This window comes from Rodentibacter genomosp. 1 (assembly GCF_001999285.1).
GTDB lineage: Bacteria > Pseudomonadota > Gammaproteobacteria > Enterobacterales > Pasteurellaceae > Rodentibacter.
In genome coordinates this window covers 196,175-215,056 of sequence record NZ_MLHN01000009.1, presented here as the reverse complement: position 1 = coordinate 215,056, position 18,882 = coordinate 196,175, and the positions used below count along the sequence as shown (strand labels likewise).

The 18,882-nt window shown below is 39.8% G+C and carries 20 protein-coding genes and 1 pseudogene; 9 read left to right on the top strand and 12 right to left on the bottom strand.

Annotation, left to right across the window (positions count from 1 at the left end):
• Positions 1 to 3 precede the first annotated feature (3 nt).
• Positions 4 to 687: a DUF4198 domain-containing protein gene (locus BKK54_RS06185; protein WP_077542252.1), complete on the bottom strand. Its 684-nt coding sequence runs from the start codon at positions 685 to 687 to the stop codon at positions 4 to 6.
• Positions 688 to 782: 95 nt separating this feature from the next.
• Here BKK54_RS06185 and BKK54_RS06180 point away from each other — a divergent pair, with 95 nt between their 5' ends.
• Positions 783 to 1,187, top strand: a complete 405-nt coding sequence (locus BKK54_RS06180) for a Cd(II)/Pb(II)-responsive transcriptional regulator (protein WP_077542251.1) — start codon at positions 783 to 785, stop codon at positions 1,185 to 1,187.
• Positions 1,188 to 1,257: 70 nt separating this feature from the next.
• On the opposite strand, the gene pntB is transcribed toward BKK54_RS06180, so the two are convergent.
• The 3 genes from pntB to BKK54_RS06165 form a co-directional block, all read right to left on the bottom strand.
• Positions 1,258 to 2,682 (bottom strand): Re/Si-specific NAD(P)(+) transhydrogenase subunit beta, encoded by a 1,425-nt coding sequence (gene pntB, locus BKK54_RS06175; protein WP_077542250.1) that lies wholly within the window; start codon positions 2,680 to 2,682, stop codon positions 1,258 to 1,260.
• 10 nt (positions 2,683 to 2,692) lie between these two features.
• On the bottom strand, positions 2,693 to 4,231 hold the full coding sequence (pntA, locus tag BKK54_RS06170) for a Re/Si-specific NAD(P)(+) transhydrogenase subunit alpha (protein WP_077542249.1): 1,539 nt from the start codon (positions 4,229 to 4,231) through the stop codon (positions 2,693 to 2,695).
• A gap of 213 nt (positions 4,232 to 4,444) precedes the next feature.
• Positions 4,445 to 5,284, bottom strand: a complete 840-nt coding sequence (locus tag BKK54_RS06165; RefSeq protein WP_279626086.1) for an endonuclease/exonuclease/phosphatase family protein — start codon at positions 5,282 to 5,284, stop codon at positions 4,445 to 4,447.
• A 289-nt stretch (positions 5,285 to 5,573) separates the two neighbouring features.
• On the opposite strand from BKK54_RS06165, the gene BKK54_RS06160 reads away from it, so the two are divergent.
• From BKK54_RS06160 to BKK54_RS06145, 4 genes are read left to right on the top strand one after another with little or no spacing between them, the layout of a single operon-like run.
• Entirely contained in the window at positions 5,574 to 6,455 is an 882-nt protein-coding gene (locus BKK54_RS06160) for a metal ABC transporter substrate-binding protein (protein ID WP_077542247.1), read from the top strand.
• Positions 6,455 to 7,375: an ATP-binding cassette domain-containing protein gene (locus tag BKK54_RS06155; RefSeq protein WP_077542246.1), complete on the top strand. Its 921-nt coding sequence runs from the start codon at positions 6,455 to 6,457 to the stop codon at positions 7,373 to 7,375. The genes BKK54_RS06160 and BKK54_RS06155 overlap by 1 nt, the downstream gene beginning before the upstream one ends.
• Entirely contained in the window at positions 7,375 to 8,232 is an 858-nt protein-coding gene (locus tag BKK54_RS06150; protein ID WP_077542245.1) for a metal ABC transporter permease, read from the top strand. The genes BKK54_RS06155 and BKK54_RS06150 overlap by 1 nt, the downstream gene beginning before the upstream one ends.
• A complete protein-coding gene (locus BKK54_RS06145; RefSeq protein WP_077542244.1) occupies positions 8,225 to 9,049 on the top strand; it encodes a metal ABC transporter permease in 825 nt (274 codons plus the stop codon). Before BKK54_RS06150 ends, BKK54_RS06145 begins: the two co-directional genes overlap by 8 nt.
• A 152-nt stretch (positions 9,050 to 9,201) precedes the next feature.
• Here BKK54_RS06145 and BKK54_RS06140 read toward each other — a convergent pair whose 3' ends face one another.
• The 3 genes and pseudogenes from BKK54_RS06140 to BKK54_RS06130 all read right to left on the bottom strand — a co-directional run bounded on the left by BKK54_RS06140 (position 9,202) and on the right by BKK54_RS06130 (position 12,587).
• Complete coding sequence (locus BKK54_RS06140) at positions 9,202 to 11,124, bottom strand: LTA synthase family protein (RefSeq protein ID WP_077542243.1); 1,923 nt, start codon at positions 11,122 to 11,124, stop codon at positions 9,202 to 9,204.
• 208 nt (positions 11,125 to 11,332) lie between these two features.
• Positions 11,333 to 11,770: pseudogene (locus tag BKK54_RS06135) on the bottom strand (tetratricopeptide repeat protein); the annotation flags it as partial.
• A 100-nt stretch (positions 11,771 to 11,870) separates the two neighbouring features.
• Positions 11,871 to 12,587 (bottom strand): YwiC-like family protein, encoded by a 717-nt coding sequence (locus BKK54_RS06130; protein ID WP_077542241.1) that lies wholly within the window; start codon positions 12,585 to 12,587, stop codon positions 11,871 to 11,873.
• Positions 12,588 to 12,697: 110 nt separating this feature from the next.
• Here BKK54_RS06130 and BKK54_RS06125 point away from each other — a divergent pair, with 110 nt between their 5' ends.
• From BKK54_RS06125 to BKK54_RS06110, 4 genes are all read left to right on the top strand, one after another.
• Entirely contained in the window at positions 12,698 to 13,048 is a 351-nt protein-coding gene (locus BKK54_RS06125; protein WP_077542240.1) for a RidA family protein, read from the top strand.
• 86 nt (positions 13,049 to 13,134) lie between these two features.
• Positions 13,135 to 13,548: a YhcB family protein gene (locus BKK54_RS06120; RefSeq protein WP_077542239.1), complete on the top strand. Its 414-nt coding sequence runs from the start codon at positions 13,135 to 13,137 to the stop codon at positions 13,546 to 13,548.
• Positions 13,549 to 13,794: 246 nt separating this feature from the next.
• Entirely contained in the window at positions 13,795 to 14,928 is a 1,134-nt protein-coding gene (gene dapE, locus BKK54_RS06115) for a succinyl-diaminopimelate desuccinylase (RefSeq protein WP_077542238.1), read from the top strand.
• Between the two features lies 1 nt (position 14,929).
• A complete protein-coding gene (locus tag BKK54_RS06110) occupies positions 14,930 to 15,610 on the top strand; it encodes a M15 family metallopeptidase (protein WP_077542237.1) in 681 nt (226 codons plus the stop codon).
• Positions 15,611 to 15,655: 45 nt separating this feature from the next.
• Here BKK54_RS06110 and rapZ read toward each other — a convergent pair whose 3' ends face one another.
• Genes rapZ through lptC form a run of 5 tightly spaced genes read right to left on the bottom strand, consistent with a single transcriptional unit; the run spans position 15,656 to position 18,861 of the window.
• Positions 15,656 to 16,510: an RNase adapter RapZ gene (gene rapZ, locus BKK54_RS06105; protein WP_077542236.1), complete on the bottom strand. Its 855-nt coding sequence runs from the start codon at positions 16,508 to 16,510 to the stop codon at positions 15,656 to 15,658.
• A gap of 14 nt (positions 16,511 to 16,524) precedes the next feature.
• Positions 16,525 to 17,028 carry a PTS IIA-like nitrogen regulatory protein PtsN gene (gene ptsN / locus BKK54_RS06100; protein ID WP_077542235.1) on the bottom strand — a complete coding sequence of 168 codons (504 nt, stop codon included), beginning with the start codon at positions 17,026 to 17,028 and terminating at the stop codon, positions 16,525 to 16,527.
• A gap of 2 nt (positions 17,029 to 17,030) precedes the next feature.
• Complete coding sequence (lptB, locus tag BKK54_RS06095; RefSeq protein ID WP_077542234.1) at positions 17,031 to 17,756, bottom strand: LPS export ABC transporter ATP-binding protein; 726 nt, start codon at positions 17,754 to 17,756, stop codon at positions 17,031 to 17,033.
• A 3-nt stretch (positions 17,757 to 17,759) separates the two neighbouring features.
• Positions 17,760 to 18,275, bottom strand: a complete 516-nt coding sequence (lptA, locus tag BKK54_RS06090) for a lipopolysaccharide transport periplasmic protein LptA (RefSeq protein ID WP_077542233.1) — start codon at positions 18,273 to 18,275, stop codon at positions 17,760 to 17,762.
• Positions 18,256 to 18,861, bottom strand: coding sequence for an LPS export ABC transporter periplasmic protein LptC (lptC, locus tag BKK54_RS06085; protein WP_077542232.1), 606 nt, complete (start codon positions 18,859 to 18,861; stop codon positions 18,256 to 18,258). The genes lptA and lptC overlap by 20 nt, the downstream gene beginning before the upstream one ends.
• Positions 18,862 to 18,882 lie beyond the last annotated feature (21 nt).

Here is an 18,882-nt window from a genome sequence, read left to right as displayed (position 1 = left end):
CATTTATTGGGCATCAAAGGTCAGCATATATTCAATGGTTCGGCGATCATAATCAGGATTATCCGCCACATTTTCTTCAAACTCCGCCCAGACTTTGTTGTAACCTTTCACAGGCGTAAATTCGGCAATCCCCTTTTCATTGGTTAAATTAAAAGGAGCATCTTCACCTACGCCTACTTTGATTCCTTGAACCGGCTTACCGTTGTGTAAAACAAGAATAGCAAGGGGTTTTCCCGCCTCTGCTCTCGCCTGTGGAATCAATTCATAAGTCACATCATGGGCTTTAAAAGATTGTTCATCCCATTTTAAAATGGCTTTCCCCAACTTCAATGGATTCGTACTAAATTCCGCGGAGGGTTCTTCACGTTTGGTTTTCTCTACATATCTGCCACTAGGTAATTTTGACCATACACCATTATTAAACGCCATGAAGACAATATCCGATTTTGGCTCAATATACGCTTCGCCATCTTTAAATTGATAATCCAGTGCAGTTAATTTTCCTTGAGAATTTAAGACTTGAAAAGATTGGATTTTATGTTGAGGATAAGATTCCGTTTCAGAGTGACCAAATTTCATCACATATTCACCTTGTGATGAGGTCGGTTCAAGCCATATATTGTGGGCATTTGCTAAAGATAGTGTGAAAAGTGCGGTTAATCCCACTGTAAGTTTTTTGAATTGCATTTGTTTGTCTCCTCATTTATTTAATTATTAAAAAAACGGGGCTAATGATAAAATATGAAGTAACTTCAGAGTCAAGCAAAATTTTGAGGAAAATCATGAAAATAGGTCAGCTCGCCAAAGCCTTAAATTGTACCGTTGAAACGATCCGTTTTTATGAAAAACAAGGGCTACTGCCTCCCCCTCAACGCACCACCGGCAATTTTCGCAAGTACAATGAAGAGCATCTTCAGCGTCTTTCTTTTATTTGCCATTGTCGAAGTTTGGATTTATCCCTCAATGAGATCAAAACCCTCATTGCGCTTGAACATCACCCTGAACAACGTACCGAAGAAATGAATAAACTGCTCGATCGCCACATTAAAGATATTGCCAAACGGATTCACGAATTAGCTCATTTACGAATGAAATTAATTGAACTGAGAGAAAAAAGTAGCGCTACAGATGAAGATCCGATGCAATTATTATTGCAGCATAGTGGTGTACGCTTTGTGAGATGGTAAATTTAACGCAAAAAATACCGCACTTTAGTCTCAAAGTGCGGTTATTTTTTACTGCGTTTTTAAAGGCGGTTTAAAGCGCTTTCAAAATGTCTTCAACACGATCTTTCGCATCACCAAAGAGCATTTGTGTGTTTTCTTTGAAGAATAATGGATTTTGCACGCCGGCGTATCCCACTGCCATAGAGCGTTTGAATACGATGACATTCTGTGCTTTCCATACTTCTAATACCGGCATTCCTGCAATCGGGCTGTTTGGATCTTCCATTGCCGCCGGGTTTACCGTATCGTTTGCCCCGATAACCAATACCACATCGGTATCTGCGAAATCTTCATTGATTTCATCCATTTCAAGCACCACATCATAAGGCACTTTTGCTTCCGCCAAAAGCACATTCATATGACCCGGTAAACGACCTGCAACAGGGTGAATACCAAAACGGACATTCACACCACGTTCACGTAATTTTGCGGTGATATCCGCCACCGGATATTGTGCCTGCGCCACCGCCATACCGTATCCCGGTGTGATAATGACAGAGCTTGCATTTTTCAATAATTCCGCCACTTCCTCTGCGGTAGTTTCACGATGCTCGCCTTGCTCTTCATCGGAAGACACTTGAACATCATTACCAAAACCACCGGCAATCACGCTGATAAATGAGCGGTTCATCGCTTTACACATAATGTAAGAAAGAATCGCACCGGAAGAACCAACCAATGCACCGGTTACGATTAATAGGTCATTGCTCAGCATAAAACCTGCCGCTGCTGCTGCCCACCCCGAATAGGAGTTAAGCATAGAAACCACCACCGGCATATCTGCACCACCGATAGATGCCACTAAATGCCAGCCGAATGCGAGTGCGATTACGGTCATTAACAACACTGGGAAAATATTTTCCGGACTGTTCAAGAAAGCAACCATTAATAAGGCAGAAACCACCAGTGCTGCTAAATTTAATTTATGACGATGAGGTAACATTAGGGCTTTTGAATTGATTTTGCCACTGAGTTTACCGAATGCCACCACAGAACCGGTGAAAGTGACTGCCCCGATAAAGATACCGAGGAATACTTCTACATTATGAATAGTTGTCAACGTAGCCTGTTCTGCAAGGAATGTTGCCTGTTGTACTTCATCCAAACCATTTGGCATGGTTGGAATATCATGCAAACCATAGCTATTAAAGCCCACAAGCACGGCGGCCAAGCCCACAAAGCTGTGCAGAATTGCCACAAGTTCCGGCATTTCCGTCATTTCCACTTTTAATGCACGTTGAACACCGATCACACCACCGATAATCATCGCAATGATGATCCAGAATGTTCCCTCAGAATGAGGCCCGAAAATCGTTGCCACTAGGGCGATTGTCATCCCGACAATCCCAAACCAACAACCAGCTTTAGCAGTTTCGTGTTTAGAAAGTCCCGCCAAGCTCATAATGAAAAGTAATGCTGCAACAATATACGCAGCCTGTACTAAACCTTCAGACATTGCGATCTCCTTAACCTTTTCTAAACATTGCCAACATACGTTGTGTTACACGGAAGCCACCAAAAATATTGATGCTTGCCACTAAAATTGCCACAAAGGCTAACGCATCAATAAAGAGGTTGCCGGTCGGCTGACGAATTTGTAATAACGCCCCCACAATAATGATGCCTGAAATGGCGTTGGTTACCGCCATTAACGGTGTGTGAAGAGCATGACTCACATTCCAAACCACGTAATAGCCCACCACGCACGCCAATACAAAGACGGTAAAATGTGATAAAAATGCCGCTGGGGCAACGGAAGCAAGCCACAGGAATAACACGCCAACACCTGCCATCACACCATATTTCACTCGAGGATCCATCGGTTTCGCTTCTTTTTTCTCTGCAACAGGTGTAGATTTTGCCTCTTGTTTTGGCTGAGCAGAAACTTGAATTTGCGCCGGTGGAATTTCTTCCCCATCACGTACAACGGTCACCCCACGTAATACCACATCGTCAAAATCAATATTGATATTGCCATCTTTCTCTTTACATAAGAGTTTCAGTAAATTAACGAGGTTTGTGCCGTAAAGTTGAGAGGATTGGGTTGGTAAACGGCTTGGAAAATCCGTATAACCAATGACTTTCACTTGATTTTCAGTGGTCACGACCTTACCGGCTTCGGTATATTCACAGTTACCGCCCGTTGCGGCAGCCAAATCCACAATCACCGAACCAGGCTTCATCGAATCTACCATTTCTTTGGTAATTAAACGTGGTGCAGGCTTACCCGGAATTGCAGCCGTTGTAATGATAATATCCACTTCTTTGGCTTGTTCAGCATAAAGTTCCATCGCACGGCGGTTAAACTCCTCCGACATCACTTTTGCATAACCATCACCACTACCGCCTTCTTCTTTAAAATCAATTTCTAAGAAGCTTGCGCCCATACTTTGTACTTGTTCTTTGACTTCAGGACGGGAGTCGAAAGCACGCACAATCGCCCCCAAGCTGTTTGCTGCACCAATTGCCGCTAACCCCGCTACCCCCGCACCAATCACCAACACTTTTGCCGGTGGGACTTTACCTGCTGCGGTAATCTGTCCGGTGAAGAAACTGCCAAACTCGTGTGCGGCCTCAATCACTGCACGATAGCCGGAAATATTCGCCATTGAACTTAAAGCGTCCAAAGCTTGTGCACGTGAAATACGCGGAACGGCATCCATTGCAAGTACATTGATTTTTTTCGCCGTTAATTTTTGCATTAACTCAGGATTTTGCGCACGCCAAATGAAACTCACCAGCGTTGCACCCTCTTTCATTTGTGCGATTTCATCATCGGTTGGCGGATTCACTTTAAAAATGATATCCGATTGCCAAATCTCGGTTGCGGTACCGATTTTTGCACCAGCCTCTACAAATGCCTGATCCTCAAAACTTGCTTTAAAGCCGGCATCCTGTTCTACGATTACCTCAAAGCCCAATTTCAGGATTTGCTGAACCGTTTTTGGCGTTGCCGCCACACGGCTTTCATTATCAAGCAGTTCCCTTGGTACACCAATTAACATACTGTTTCCCTCTGTTTGATGATTATATAGAATGAATCTGCATTCATTCTTCCGTTAATGACAAAAGTCAGCTTCGTCTAAATGTATCATTGTTCGGTGAAAATGCGGTAGATTTTTTTCAGTGGTTTTACAAGATATTGCGATAGGAGTCATAAAAATTAAAAAGTGCGGTTAATTTTTATCCCACCAATTTCCACAAAACCAACCTTTTAATTATTCTAAGGTCAATTCTACCCAAATCGGCGCGTGATCCGAGGAGGCCACTTGCGTCGTTTTGGCAAGTTCAACATTCATTCCTCGCACAAACACAAAATCAAGAGGATAATTGAAAAAACGTCGTCGCTCATCAGGTGAAAAGGAAACTTCATTTAACCCCGCTTGAGTGATAAATTCATTCAATATCTGTTTCCGCTCCTCATTCCAAGCATTAAAATCTCCCGCTAAAATAACCGCACTTTGAGGAGATGGAATAAGGGAAAAAATCTGTGCGAGTTGTGCTTGATATGCCTTAGGTGTCCATTCAAAATTAATTAAATGTGCGTTAATAACAACCAATTCATCATCGTTCTTTAATGGAAAACGCATGACACTTGCGACTTTTGGGATATGAATCCAAGGCTCAGATTGTGAAATGCCACAATAATTCATTGGAATCCATTTCGAAAAGCTTTTCACGCCCGATGCTCTCCCTTTATACGCAAAACTAGAAACAAAAAGTGCGCTCGAAAATGAAGGTAGGTCTTGTTCTGGTGTAGCCTCTTGCAGTAAAACCAGATCCTGCTCTTGAGAAAAACGGGCTAAATCTTGCCGCCAACCAGAATCCTCACCTTTGTGAATATTCCAACTGAGCAAACGGATACGCGTTTTTTCTAAGGTCTGAAATTGCATTTGATTAACAAAACATTGCTCATTTATTGCCTTAAATTCCGTTTTAAATGTGCTTTCCAACGTTATTTGAATAGGATTAAAAATACGAAGTGGGTTAAAAATATTCATGCCCGCCAGCATTCCCAACAAAACTACAAATATAAAAATCTTAGTCTTTTTTCTCATTTCTCTATCACGCAAGTAAACATCTCTACCACTCCCCCTAAATAATAGCAGTTTGCTTCTACGATACAATCGCTTCATTCTATTGCTCCTCAATATTTCACAAGGTTGAATGAAGAAATTTAGTTGATCAAAAATACAAAAGAGCAAGCTCAGCGTATTTATTTTCTAAATTATAGGAGAACTAAAATTGATCTATATTAAAGAAATAACATTTGACAATCATTATCATTTGATTAATGAAAAAATTGTTGTATGATAGGCGATAATTTTTCTAAAAAGGAGATGATTTATGCGTTTAATCATGACAACCTGCCTACTCTTAGGCTCACTATTTAGCTTACCAAGCTATGCTAAATTTAAGGTCATTACCACCTTTACAATTATTCAAGACATTGCTCAAAATGTTGCCGGCGATGCTGCTGTAGTGGAATCGATTACCAAGCCTGGCGCTGAAATTCACGATTATGAGCCCACACCAAAAGATATTGTCAAAGCACAATCAGCAGACCTGATCTTATGGAATGGACTAAACCTTGAACGTTGGTTTGAACGTTTTTTCCAAAATCTGCATAAAGATACGCCATCTATTACTGTCACTGAAGGTATCCAACCTGTGTCTATTTTTGAGGGACCTTATCAAGGCCTACCAAACCCACATGCTTGGATGTCTCCAACCAATGCCTTGGTTTATGTCGAAAACATAAAGCAAGCATTGATCAAATATGATCCACAAAATGCCGATATTTATCGTCAAAATGCAGAAACTTATATCAAAAAAATCAAAGAACTCGACCAACCTCTACGGGAAAAATTATCTAATATTCCTGAAAAACAACGTTGGTTGGCAACAAGCGAAGGGGCATTTAGCTATTTAGCAAAAGATTACGGTTTCAAAGAAGTTTATTTATGGCCAATAAATGCTGAACAGCAAGGTTCACCACAACAGGTTCGTAATATGATTAATTTAGTTCGTCAACACCAAATCCCTGTTGTTTTTAGCGAAAGTACGATTTCACCAAAACCGGCACAACAAGTTGCGAAAGAAAGCGGAGCAAAATATGGTGGCGTGCTTTATGTAGATTCTCTCTCTACGACAAAAGGCCCGGTTCCAACCTACATTGATTTGTTAAATACGACTGTCTCAACAATAGCAAAAGGATTCGAAAAATAATGAACACCACGGTGAATACATCTATACAGGTTGAAAATATTACCGTTCGGTATAATAACGGACATACCGCAATCTACGATGTTTCTTTTCATTTACAAGGCGGTACAACTTGCGCCTTAGTCGGCGTAAACGGTAGCGGTAAATCAACCTTGTTTAAAAGTTTAATGGGATTAGTGAGTCCTCAGCAAGGTCATATTCAACTTTGTGGTTTACCCATTAAACAGGCACTAAAACAGAATCTCATTGCTTACGTACCACAAACGGAAGATGTAGATTGGCAATTTCCTGTTTCCGTTTATGATGTGGTGATGATGGGGCGTTATGGTTATATGAATTTTTTAAGAAGACCAAAACCAGAAGACAAACAGCAAGTTCAACAAGCAATGCGTAGAGTCTCGATAGAACACCTTGCAGAACGCCAAATCGGTGAATTATCAGGCGGACAGAAAAAACGTGTTTTTTTAGCACGAGCATTAGCACAACAAAGTAAAATTATTTTATTAGATGAGCCTTTCACCGGCGTAGACGTCCAAACCGAGAATGCGATTATGGATCTCCTTTCCGAATTACGTAATGAAGGTCATTTAATACTGGTTTCAACGCACAATTTAGGGTCAATTCCTGATTACTGCGATCAAGTTGTTATGATTAATCGCACCATATTAGCCGTGGGAGAGACACGAACAACCTTTACCCAACAAAATTTAGAGCATACATTTGGCGGTGTGCTACGCCATATTAAATTACAGAGTAGTGACTTACATGACGATGAAGATACCCGTGCGGTTACTGTTATCACGGATGATGAGTTACCAGCCGTATTCTATGGCCAAACGAAAAACGATCCGCCGGCACCGACCATCAAATCTTGCTGTGGTGAACATGATTGTGAAAATGCAGAGCAAAGGGATCAAAACTGATGATGGCATTATTACTGGAACCTTTCCATTATGACTATATGTTGAAGGCATTACTACTGAGTGCAGCGGTAGGCGGAATTTGTGCATTCTTATCTTCTTATCTCATGCTAAAAGGTTGGTCACTAATCGGCGATGCCCTTTCCCATTCTGTTGTTCCCGGTGTAGCTATTGCCTATTCCTTTTCCTTACCCTATGCTTTAGGTGCATTTTTTTCCGGTATTTTGGCCGCACTTTCTATACTTTGGATAAAATCCATCTCCAAGTTACGTGAAGATGCAATCATCGGCTTTATTTTTACCACCTTTTTTGCTCTCGGTTTATTGATTATTTCCCTCAATCCCACCTCAATTAATGTGCAAGAAATTATCTTAGGCAATATTTTAGGTATCGCTGATGAAGATATTATTCAAATGGGCATCATCGTTTCTGTTTGCTTAGTATTTATGCTGATTTTTTGGAAAGATCTCTTATTGGTATTTTTTGACGAAACCCATGCCGTCTCAGTGGGATTACAACCTGTTTACTATAAAGTACTCTTTTTCACGTTATTAAGCGCTTGTGTTGTTGCAGCGTTACAAACCGTAGGGGCAATTTTAGTCATTGCAATGGTCATTACACCGGGAGCAACCGCCTATCTATTAACAGATCGTTTTAAAACCTTAGCGTTAATTGCCGTGTCTCTCGGTATCACAACCAGTGTATTAGGCGTTTATCTCAGTTATTATCTAGATGGAGCGACTGGAGGAATCATTGTCTGTTTTCAAACTGCACTTTTCTTAATTGCTTTCTTCTTTTCTCCAAAATACGGTGTTATTACACAAAAATTATCCGGTAAAAAGGAGCAAACAAATGAATAATTTACTGAATTGGTTTGCTGAACCCTTCCAATACCCGTTTATGCAAAATGCACTGGCAACTGCGCTTATTGTTGCGATTATCTGTGCCATTTTATCTTGCTATTTGGTACTAAAAGGTTGGGCATTAATGGGGGATGCCATTTCTCATGCGGTTCTTCCCGGTATTGTTGTCGCATTTCTACTCGGAATCCCTTTAACAATCGGCGCCTTTTGTGCCGGCTTGATCTGCTCACTTAGTGTCGGTTACTTAAAAGAAAACAGCCGAATTAAAGAAGATACTGCGATGGGTATTGTTTTCTCAGGCATGTTTGCTCTAGGTATCGTTATGTTTACTAAGATTGAAACGGATCAACATCTTTCCCACATTTTATTTGGCAATTTACTTGGCGTGAGTTTCACTGAAGTCATCCAAACCTTGTTTATTTCCGGTATTATTTTTCTCATTGTGATATTGAAAAGACGGGATTTTTTACTCTATTGCTTCGATTCAAGTCACACTAGAGTGGTCGGACTTTCCCCTAGAGTTCTACATTATGGATTATTAATTTTATTAGCGATGACAATTATCAGTGCTATGCAGGTTGTTGGCGTTATTCTTGTCGTAGCCATGTTGATTTCACCGGGTATCACGGCTTATATACTCAGTAAACGTTTTGATAGAATACTACTTATTGCCATATCGGTATCTGTTACAACAAGTATCATCGGTACGATTATTAGCTATCATATTGATGCTTCAACCGGCCCCTGTATCATTTTATTACAAGCCTGTCTTTTTCTGCTAGCTCTCGGTTACACCCGCTTAAAAAGCAGGTAAATCTAATCTAGGGTTTATTTGTAGAGACATTCAATGTACATATTTATGACCGCACTTTGCCACTCTCTATAAATTTAGCGATGTCATTATCGTATCGTTAAATAGAACAAAAATGACTTACTCAATAAAAAAGGGGCTTAATCGCCCCTTCCCTATTTATCTCCCGATTGGTACAGTCGATTTTTATACAAATAACTTCCCAGTAACGCATGTGCAAGAGCTTCTTTTTTCATCGCCTCAGGCACGGCTTTTTCTGTGAGGGTTTCTTTTGTTTTATCGTAAAAATAACCTTGCGCTGCCTTATTTGGCATTTGGATCACCACATCACCATTGCCTTTCATCAACGCTTGGGTTTGATCAAATTGCATAATGGCACGATCGGGATTAACATTTTGAGTTAAATCAAATCCTATCATAGGATAATTACCGTACCCGCCGGCCAAAGAAAGTAAAGTTGTTGGCATATCAATTTGACTCACCAAACGGGAATCACGACGTGGCTCAATGCCTTCCCCTAAGATTAATGCAGGAATGTGAAAATGCTTTATTGGCATTAATGATGCACCGGCAACGCGCGAGTCATGATCAGCAATCACCAAGAAAATTGTATCTTTCCAATAATTGGACTTTTTCGCTAAATCAAAAAAATGCCCGATAGCGTAATCAGCATATTTTGCCGTATTATTTCGTGTGGCTTTAGGTTGTTCATAGAGTTCAATTTTACCATCCGGAAATTCAAAAGGATCATGATTACTGGAGCTAAAAACAAGACTGAAGAAAGGTTTTCCTTCATTTTGTAACTGAGTAAAAGTTTCATGGGCTTTATCAAATAAATCCTCGTCACTCACCCCCCAAGTTGCCGTAAACTTAGGATTTTTATAATCTTGTTGATCAATGATGGTTTTAAAGCCATTACCATAAAAAAAGCTTGCCATATTATCAAAGTGCTTTTCTCCCCCATAAATGAAAGATGTATCGTAGCCTTGTTTTGCTAAGAAATCAGCAATAGTAAAAAAGTTACTTTGTGCATTATTTAATTTCACAACAGCACGTGCAGGTGTTGGCGTAAAACCGGTGGTGACAGCTTCAATACCACGAACAGAACGAGTACCTGTGGCATAAAGATTTTCAAAAAACCAACCTTCTTTTGCTAATTGATCAATATTGGGCGAAAGCGGTTTACCCCCCAAAGCACCGATAAATTGTGCACCGAGACTTTCCTGTAACAAAATCACAATATTCTTAGGTTTGCCTTGATTGGTTGCGACATTTTTAGTGAGGGTAGGAAATTTATCAGAAATATAATCACTATCCGGTCTGCCACGACTCGCTTTTACAATACGCAACATTTCATCAAACTCCATTTTGCCGTACATTTCCGATGATTTATCTTCATCTTTAAATTGTTGTGCAGCATAAATCACGGAATAACCTGAATTTAATACTAAGGAATTAACTAATGCATCAGACGAAAAAGCCACCATAGCAGGATTAATCCCACGATGCTGCAAGGTTGAACGAGCCCCAAAGAAACTTACTGCGATAACTAATAATGCCACTACCGGACGCCATATCCATCGCATCATTCGTAAATCTTTCACTGCCCAGTCGGCAAGTTTCCAATAAACGATGGTCGCTAAAACCGTAAAAACAAGGCTAAAAATGACCGCACTTAAATGCCCCTCCATCAACATAGTAAAGACTTCCTTCGGATAAATGAGGTATTCGATGAATAAACGATTTGGGCGGAAATCATAGGTTTCAATAAAGGCTGGGGTTGCAATCTCCATAAAAAGAATGAACACACTCCCCAGCGTCAGCCAAATACGTAAGATTTTTTTCCAACGCTCACTTGTATGGAAAAATACTGTGAATAATGCAGGGACACCGAATAAATAACACAATGCAACGACATCAATGCGTATACCTTGCAGGAACAAGGATGACCAACCATCGACAGCAGAAACACGTTCAGCTTGCCATATAGCTAAACCCAAACGGGATAAAGAAAAGATAAGGAGATTGATCGACACAAAAATGAAGATCGGAAATAAAGGGGAACGATAATTTTTCATAGGGGACTCTTTTATATGTCATGGGGTTTCCCCCATTTAGGGAAACGTTTTCATTTACCACTTAGGATCAATGAAGGCGTAGTAATCGCTGTTCAGCGACTTTTCTAAGTTCATTCGGTATATTATCTGAAATTAATACCTCACGATACATTAATGAGGCAAGGGGCTTATTGACTGCTGTGCCCACGCCCTCTTCATAGAAAATGCCTAAACGCAACTTCGCGACAGGATTATCTAAATCAACCGCTTTTTTCACCCATTCAAAGGCTTTGGATTCATTTTTTTGATTTAAGTAAATTTCAGAAAGCATCATCATCGCATCCAAATCTTTAGACTTAGCTGTCCTTTCAAATAATTTGATCGCCTGCGGAATATCTTTTCTGACATAGCCACCACGATAATACATCATGGCTAAATTATTGATCGCACGAATACTCCCCATCTCTGCGGCCTCACTAAACCACCAATAGGCTTTTTCTTGATCCTTTTGCACCCCACGCCCAAGGTTGTAAAGCATACCTAAATTACTTTGTGCTTGTACATTTCCTTCTAGAGCAAGCGGCTGCATAATATTAAAGACGGATTTCCAATCCTGCTTATTGGCAAAATCCTGTGCCATATTCAGACGTTCTTGATCTGTTAATTTTTGAATAGCATTCATTTCTTTCCCTTGGGTAAAACTTGAAAGCGATAAAAGTGCGGTAAAAATAACAAGTGATTTTTTCATGATATTTAATCCTAGGTACCTATAAAGTACCGAGCAAAAGAAAAATAAAGAAAATAGTGGTGATAACGAGCTCTGTTAGACCCACTTGTTTGACTGAAAGTTTCTTTCTTGGCAAATAAACTGCACGAATCCACCCCACGCTAAATGCCGACATCAAATAAAACTGCCCCATTACGGCAAAATAGGTAACAAGAAAGGAATGAAAAATAATCGAAGTGCGTAAATATATTGGATTTTTACGTTCCCTCATCATGGATTTAATATAGAGAGTCGTGCCAATAAAGAACAGCGAGGGGTAAAGCCCAACCCACCCGATTTTTTCATCAAAAGTGCGGTCAGAAAAATAGTAGGCATCCATACCAGCAAGGGAAAAAATAGCAATTCCTGCAAGGTCATTTAATAAATGACGTTCATTTTTTTGCTTGATGTAATAAATATTTATCCATAAAAAAGGGAGCATTGCACCGATAAAATAAAGAATTTGCCAGTTATAAAACAATGCCGGGAAAACAAAAATAGATGTCGCCATCGCATAAATGATCGTCCACTTTCGATATTCCTCCCTGTTTCTGCCTTTAAACAAACTCAAGAAAGGGTAAGACATCAAATAAAGACAAGCCCAAGCAAGAAATAAAAAAATATGCGCCCATACGGGTTCTGACAAGAATATACCGTAAAGAAAAGGCAACAATGCCATCACTACGGCACCGTGTTGATTAGAAATTAATAATTTCATCTCTAATTTTATTGAGAATAATTATCGGCTATTCTACTCTGATAAAGTAAGATTTACAAAAACTTCAACGCCCTTTAGAATACCCTCAGTCCCAACTCACAAGGAACATAATGACCATTCAACGCATTCAACCTAGTACACGCTTTTGCGAAGTTTCCATTCATAATGGCATAGCCTATTTTGCCGGACAAGTGCCTGAAACAACACTTGAAAAAAATGCTTATGAACAAACCAAAGAAGTGCTTTCACTCATTAATAAATTACTCACTGAAATTGGTTCTCATAAAAGAAATATTCTTAACGCCCAAGTATTTCTTGCTGATATGAAAGATTATGCACAATTCAATCAAGCCTGGGATGAATGGGTGGATACTGAAAATCCGCCAAGCCGTGCAACTGTTGAAGCCGGACTTGCCGTACCGGAATGGAAAGTAGAAATTGTCATTACTGCCGCAGTTTAATGTTAAATTTGTGATCCATGGCAAAGAAATTTTTTCTCGTTTATTTTACAATTGAGTCCGCCCTTCACCTATATTAAGGAGTAATTATGCAAACGTGGACAACTGAAATGTGGCAAGCCGCCGGTATTGGCCTTATTATCGGCGTAATTCTAGGTTATTTAATTTTACGTCTAACAAAAGGTTCCGTTAAAAATCAAGTTAAAACGGAAACGGAACTCAAGAACGTAAAAGCCCAACTTGATAGTCAAAATGAACAATTAGAAAAACACTTTGCTGAAAGTGCAGAATTGTTTAAAACCCTCATTGGTGATTACCAAAAACTCTATCGTCACTATGCCCATTCTTCCGATACATTGTTAGGAAAGAATCCAAGAGGATTATTCACCCAACAATTAATCACCGCAACGGAGAAACCGCAAGAGGAACCGCCAAGAGACTATTCTGAAGGATCATCAGGTTTATTTAAACCTAATAATGAAGAAAAAAAATCAATAAAGTAGCGTAATATGTAGCAAATGCACAAGCATTAAAATTTCAACAAAATATAAAGGGAATTCTGCGTTATCCGTTATAAAACCAATTTATTTCAATAATGTGGAAATTGGGACTCACACAAAGTCCTATAAGCTACTAAAACCCTCTTGGATCAAGCTACATAATACTGATAAAAACAAAAAGTGTGGCCAAATTTGACCGCACTTTGATTTCTTTTTCAATCTTACCCCCTTTTTACATAGGTATTCATTATGAAAGAAAACATCGTTTCCTTGGCGCAAGCGTTGATTCGTCGCCCCTCCATCAGCCCAAATGATGAAGGCTGCCAACAGCTGATTTCAGAACGATTGGAAAAGCTCGGTTTTCAAATCGAATGGATGCCTTTTAACGACACTCTAAATCTGTGGGCAAAACATGGTAATGGTGAACCTGTAATTGCCTTTGCCGGCCATACAGATGTTGTGCCAACGGGTGATGAAAACCAATGGAAATATCCTCCCTTCGAAGCAAAAATTGTAGAGGATATGCTATATGGTCGTGGTGCTTCAGATATGAAAGGCTCACTTGCAGCAATGATTGTAGCGGCGGAAGAATATGTGAAAGCTAATCCTAATCATCAAGGAACCATCGCACTATTAATTACCTCTGATGAAGAAGCTGCGGCAAGGGACGGGACAGTACGAGTTGTCGAAACCTTAATGGCTCGTGGTGAAAATATCACTTACTGTATGGTAGGAGAACCTTCAAGTTCGAAAATCTTAGGGGATGTGGTGAAAAACGGTCGTCGAGGGTCGATTACCGGAAACCTCTATATTCAAGGTATTCAAGGCCATGTTGCCTATCCTCATTTAGCAGAAAATCCTATTCATCAAGCCGCCCCCTTTCTACAAGAATTAACCTCTTATCAATGGGATAACGGTAACGAATTTTTCCCCCCAACCAGTTTGCAAATCGCAAATATCCACGCAGGCACGGGAAGTAATAACGTCATTCCGGGCGAACTTTATGTGCAATTTAATTTACGTTATTGCACTGAAATGACCGATGACATTATCAAGCAAAAAATCACAGAAATGTTAAATAAATACGGACTGAAACATCGTATTGAATGGCACCTTTCCGGCAAACCTTTTTTAACGAAACCGGGAAAGTTGGTCAGTGCATTAATGGATAGCCTGCAACAAGTCATAGGAATTACCCCCCATCTTGAAACGGGCGGGGGGACATCAGATGGACGCTTTATCGCTCTCATGGGGGCGGAAGTCGTTGAATTCGGCCCACTCAACGCCACTATTCATAAAGCCAATGAATGTGTCAATGTTGACGATTTGGCGAAGTGCGGACAAATTTATCATCAAATGTTAGTTAATCTATTGGAGAACTAAAATGAAGCTCACCTCAAAAATGCTCACAGGTCAATCCCGTGAACACTTAGTTAGTCTCCCTACGCCTCATTCGTCTCATCATTTCTTACAACCTCAAGCCGTGAAAGCATTTCAAGGACTACAACAAAGTGCGGTCAAAAATGGCTTTAATTTACAGACTGCAAGCAGTTTTCGAGACTTTGCCCGTCAGCAACTCATTTGGAATAACAAATTTAGTGGAAAACGAAAAGTCCACGATGATGAAGGAAATACGTTAGATTTAATGCCATTGGCAGATTGGCAAAAATGCCAGGCTATTCTACGCTGGTCAGCATTACCGGGAGCAAGCCGCCACCATTGGGGAACAGAAATTGACATTTTCGATCCTGACCTTCTACCCAAAGGGCAGGCCTTACAATTAGAGCCTTGGGAATATGAAAAAGGAGGATATTTCTCTGAACTAAGCGAATTTCTCACTGAAAATCTACCGCACTTTGACTTTATTCTTCCCTTTGTGAATATGCCATCTGAGAAGAAAATTGGACGTGAACCTTGGCATATCAGTTATTTGCCCTTAGCCCAAAAGGCCACAGAACAATTTTCCCCTACGATTTTATTACAGTCTTGGCAAGATGAAGAAATCCATGGAAAAGCCGTTCTCATAGAACATATTGAACAAATTTTTAAGGCATTTATGATTTAGCAGAAGTCCTAAGTCTAGAAATATTCTAGTATTATCCTATTCTCTCTATTTTTTATGTTTTTCTAGAGATTTATGTTGAATCTTCACATTTTTTCCCTTAGCTTGGAAATATTCACCAAGTTGTTGGGCAATGTACACCGAACGATGTTTGCCTCCCGTACAACCAATCGCAATAGTTAAATAACTACGATTATTTTGTTCTAACATCGGGAGCCAAGTTTCAATATAGTTGCGCGTAAGGTAGATAAAATGATTAACATCATCGTGACAATTTAAAAATCGGGCAACCGGCTCATCTAAGCCCGTCATAGGTCTAAGCTCAGGATCCCAATGAGGGTTCGGCAAAAAACGGACATCAAAAACATAATCCGCATCAAGGGGAATGCCATATTTAAAACCAAAAGATTCCACGATAATTTTTAGTTCTTTCGCCGTATTTCCTCTTAAAAACTCGCGTAATTTCTCCGCTAAAGTATGAGTAGAAATATGCGTGGTATCAATGATGAAATTTGCATGCTGAAATAATGGTTCAAGTAACTGATATTCCACATCAATCGCAGCTTCAAGTGAAAGATCTTTCACTGAAAGCGGATGAAGCCGTCGGGAGTCGCTGTATCGTCTAATGAGCGTACTTCGATCAGATTCTAAAAAAATAATTTTTGTCGCATAACGCTGTTGAATAGTGGTAAGAATTTGATCAAGGGATTGGCTTGATTCAGGCAAATTACGAATATCAAGGCTTATCGCTACTGTACGTTGATTTTTGGCTAAAATTTCCGTCAATTGAGATAATAGATCCAGTGGAAGATTATCAACACAATAGTAGCCCATATCTTCTAATGCATGCAAAGCAACCGATTTTCCCGCACCGGAACGACCACTGATAATGATAATTTCCATAAAGCCCCCTAATATTATTCTTTATCCTCAGGCAAAGGATCTGAAGTTTCAGCCAGCTGATCGATGATTTCAAAAACTTGCCAAATTTCATCCGCACTTTTTGCAGAACGTAACTGTTTAAGAAAATTTTTGTCCGAGAGTTTTTCCGTTAAATCTGAAAGTATTGGGATATAAGTCTGGCACTGGTTTTCCGGCACGAGAACAGCAAAGACTAAATCCACAGGCTTACCATCTTGTGAATCATAGTCAATAGGTGTCTCTAATTGCATAAAAACTGCTAATGCTTTATCCGTTGCCTCAGTGGGTAACTTCGCTTTTGGCATTGCCACACCATTGCCTAACCCTGAATTCCCCAATTTTTCACGATTAAAAAGACATTCAAAACAGGCTTGCTCACCTTTTTCACAATGTAATTGTTCTACAACAAAATGGGCGATGGATTCAAATAAACGCTTTTTACTTGAAAAGCAAACACCCTGACGAATATTCTCAGGGCGAAAAAGATCGGTTAATTTCATCTTTATAACTTAAATTGTTCACCTAAATACACACGCTTAACATGTTCATCATTCATTACTTCTTGCGGTGTACCGGTCGCAATAATTTTACCTTCACCAACGATATAAGCACGTTCACATACATCTAAAGTTTCTCGTACATTATGATCGGTGATTAAAACGCCCAGCCCTCGATTGCGTAAATCGGTAATGATCTTCTTGATATCCGTCACGGAAATCGGATCAACGCCGGCAAAAGGTTCATCCAGTAAAATAAATTTAGGATTTGCCGCAAGCGCTCGTGCAATCTCTACACGACGACGTTCACCACCGGAAAGGGATTGCCCAAGACTATCACGGATATGCCCAATATTAAATTCTTCAATTAATTCATCCGCCCTTTTTCTACGTTGCTCCGGTGTGAGATCCTTGCGAACTTCTAATACAGCCATGAGATTATCGTAAACACTTAAACGGCGAAAAATTGAAGCTTCCTGAGGAAGGTAACCAATTCCACGCTGTGCACGGCTATGCATTGGCAATAAGCTAATATCCTCACCATCAATGATAATTTTTCCTTGATCTTGTCGTACTAATCCCACCACCATATAGAATGTGGTGGTTTTTCCAGCCCCGTTAGGACCAAGTAAACCAACAATTTCGTTCGAATGAACAGTCAGGCTCACATCGGAGACAACTTTGCGATTTTTATAACTTTTAGCGAGAAATTCGGCATGTAAAACAGACATCGGTTATTTTTTACCTTTTTGTTGTAATTGTGCGGGAATTAACACCGTTTTAACGCGTGATTTACCACCATTTGCTTTTAACTGCTGTTTCTTCACATCATAGGTAATACGTTCACCATTAATTTTACTGTCAAGCTGCTTTAATTCAGCCTGCCCTGTCAGTGTTAAAAATTCAGCCCCGAGGTCGTAATGAACTCGGTTTGCCTTACCATCGACCGGTTTGCCATCATCTAACAACTGATTAAATGTTACCGGTGTACCAAAGGCTTCTACCGTGTCTTTTTTACCGGAGTTTTCCGGAGGACGGGTAATCACAACTTTATTTGCTTTAATCAAAATAGAGCCTTGTGTGATCACCACATTATCGGTAAAAGTCACCACACTGTTTTCCATATCTAAGGATTGATTATCGGAAACAATGTTAATCGGTTGATTCGTGTCATCTTTTAAGGCTAAAGCTGAAAAAGATGCCATCGCCAATGTCGTGATAAGAAAAAGCTTATGGTTTACTAATTTCATAATATGTTTTTACCTGCTCTTTTAAGGTTGCCGTTTGTTGGCGTAAATTTCCTACCATTTTTAAGCCGGTGGAATTAAAATTTTGCCCATTAATTTTCACCATCGTATCAGAAGTGATATCTTGTGTTTTTAAATTCACGGTTGCCGATTGGGTCTCAACCCGTTGAAGACGTGAGGTCGGCTCCAAGCTCTCAGCAATAACATTACCTTCCAGATACAACATTTCATCTTTTGTTAAAACCGCTTTTTTCGCACTTAATTTCCAGCTTTGTGATTCAAGCAGTTTCGCCGTTTCATTTTTTTGAGATTGATTGTTCCCTACCCCATCAAAAAGGTAAACCAAGGGGGCAGTAAAATTGGTTTTACCATCCTGATTAAAATACTCAACATTATCTGACAATGCGAGATATTGCTTTTTTCCTTCCGGTGAAAAAACGGTGGTTTCCATTTTTTTACCAATATAATCAGGGCTATCCGGCGCTTTTACCAAACTTTGTAAATCGCTATTATCCTGATTCAGTGAATAATACCAGCCTAATAAACAAAGCGCCGTCACACCGAGAATAACATTCCAACGAATATTCATAAAAACGTTTTGTCCTGTTTA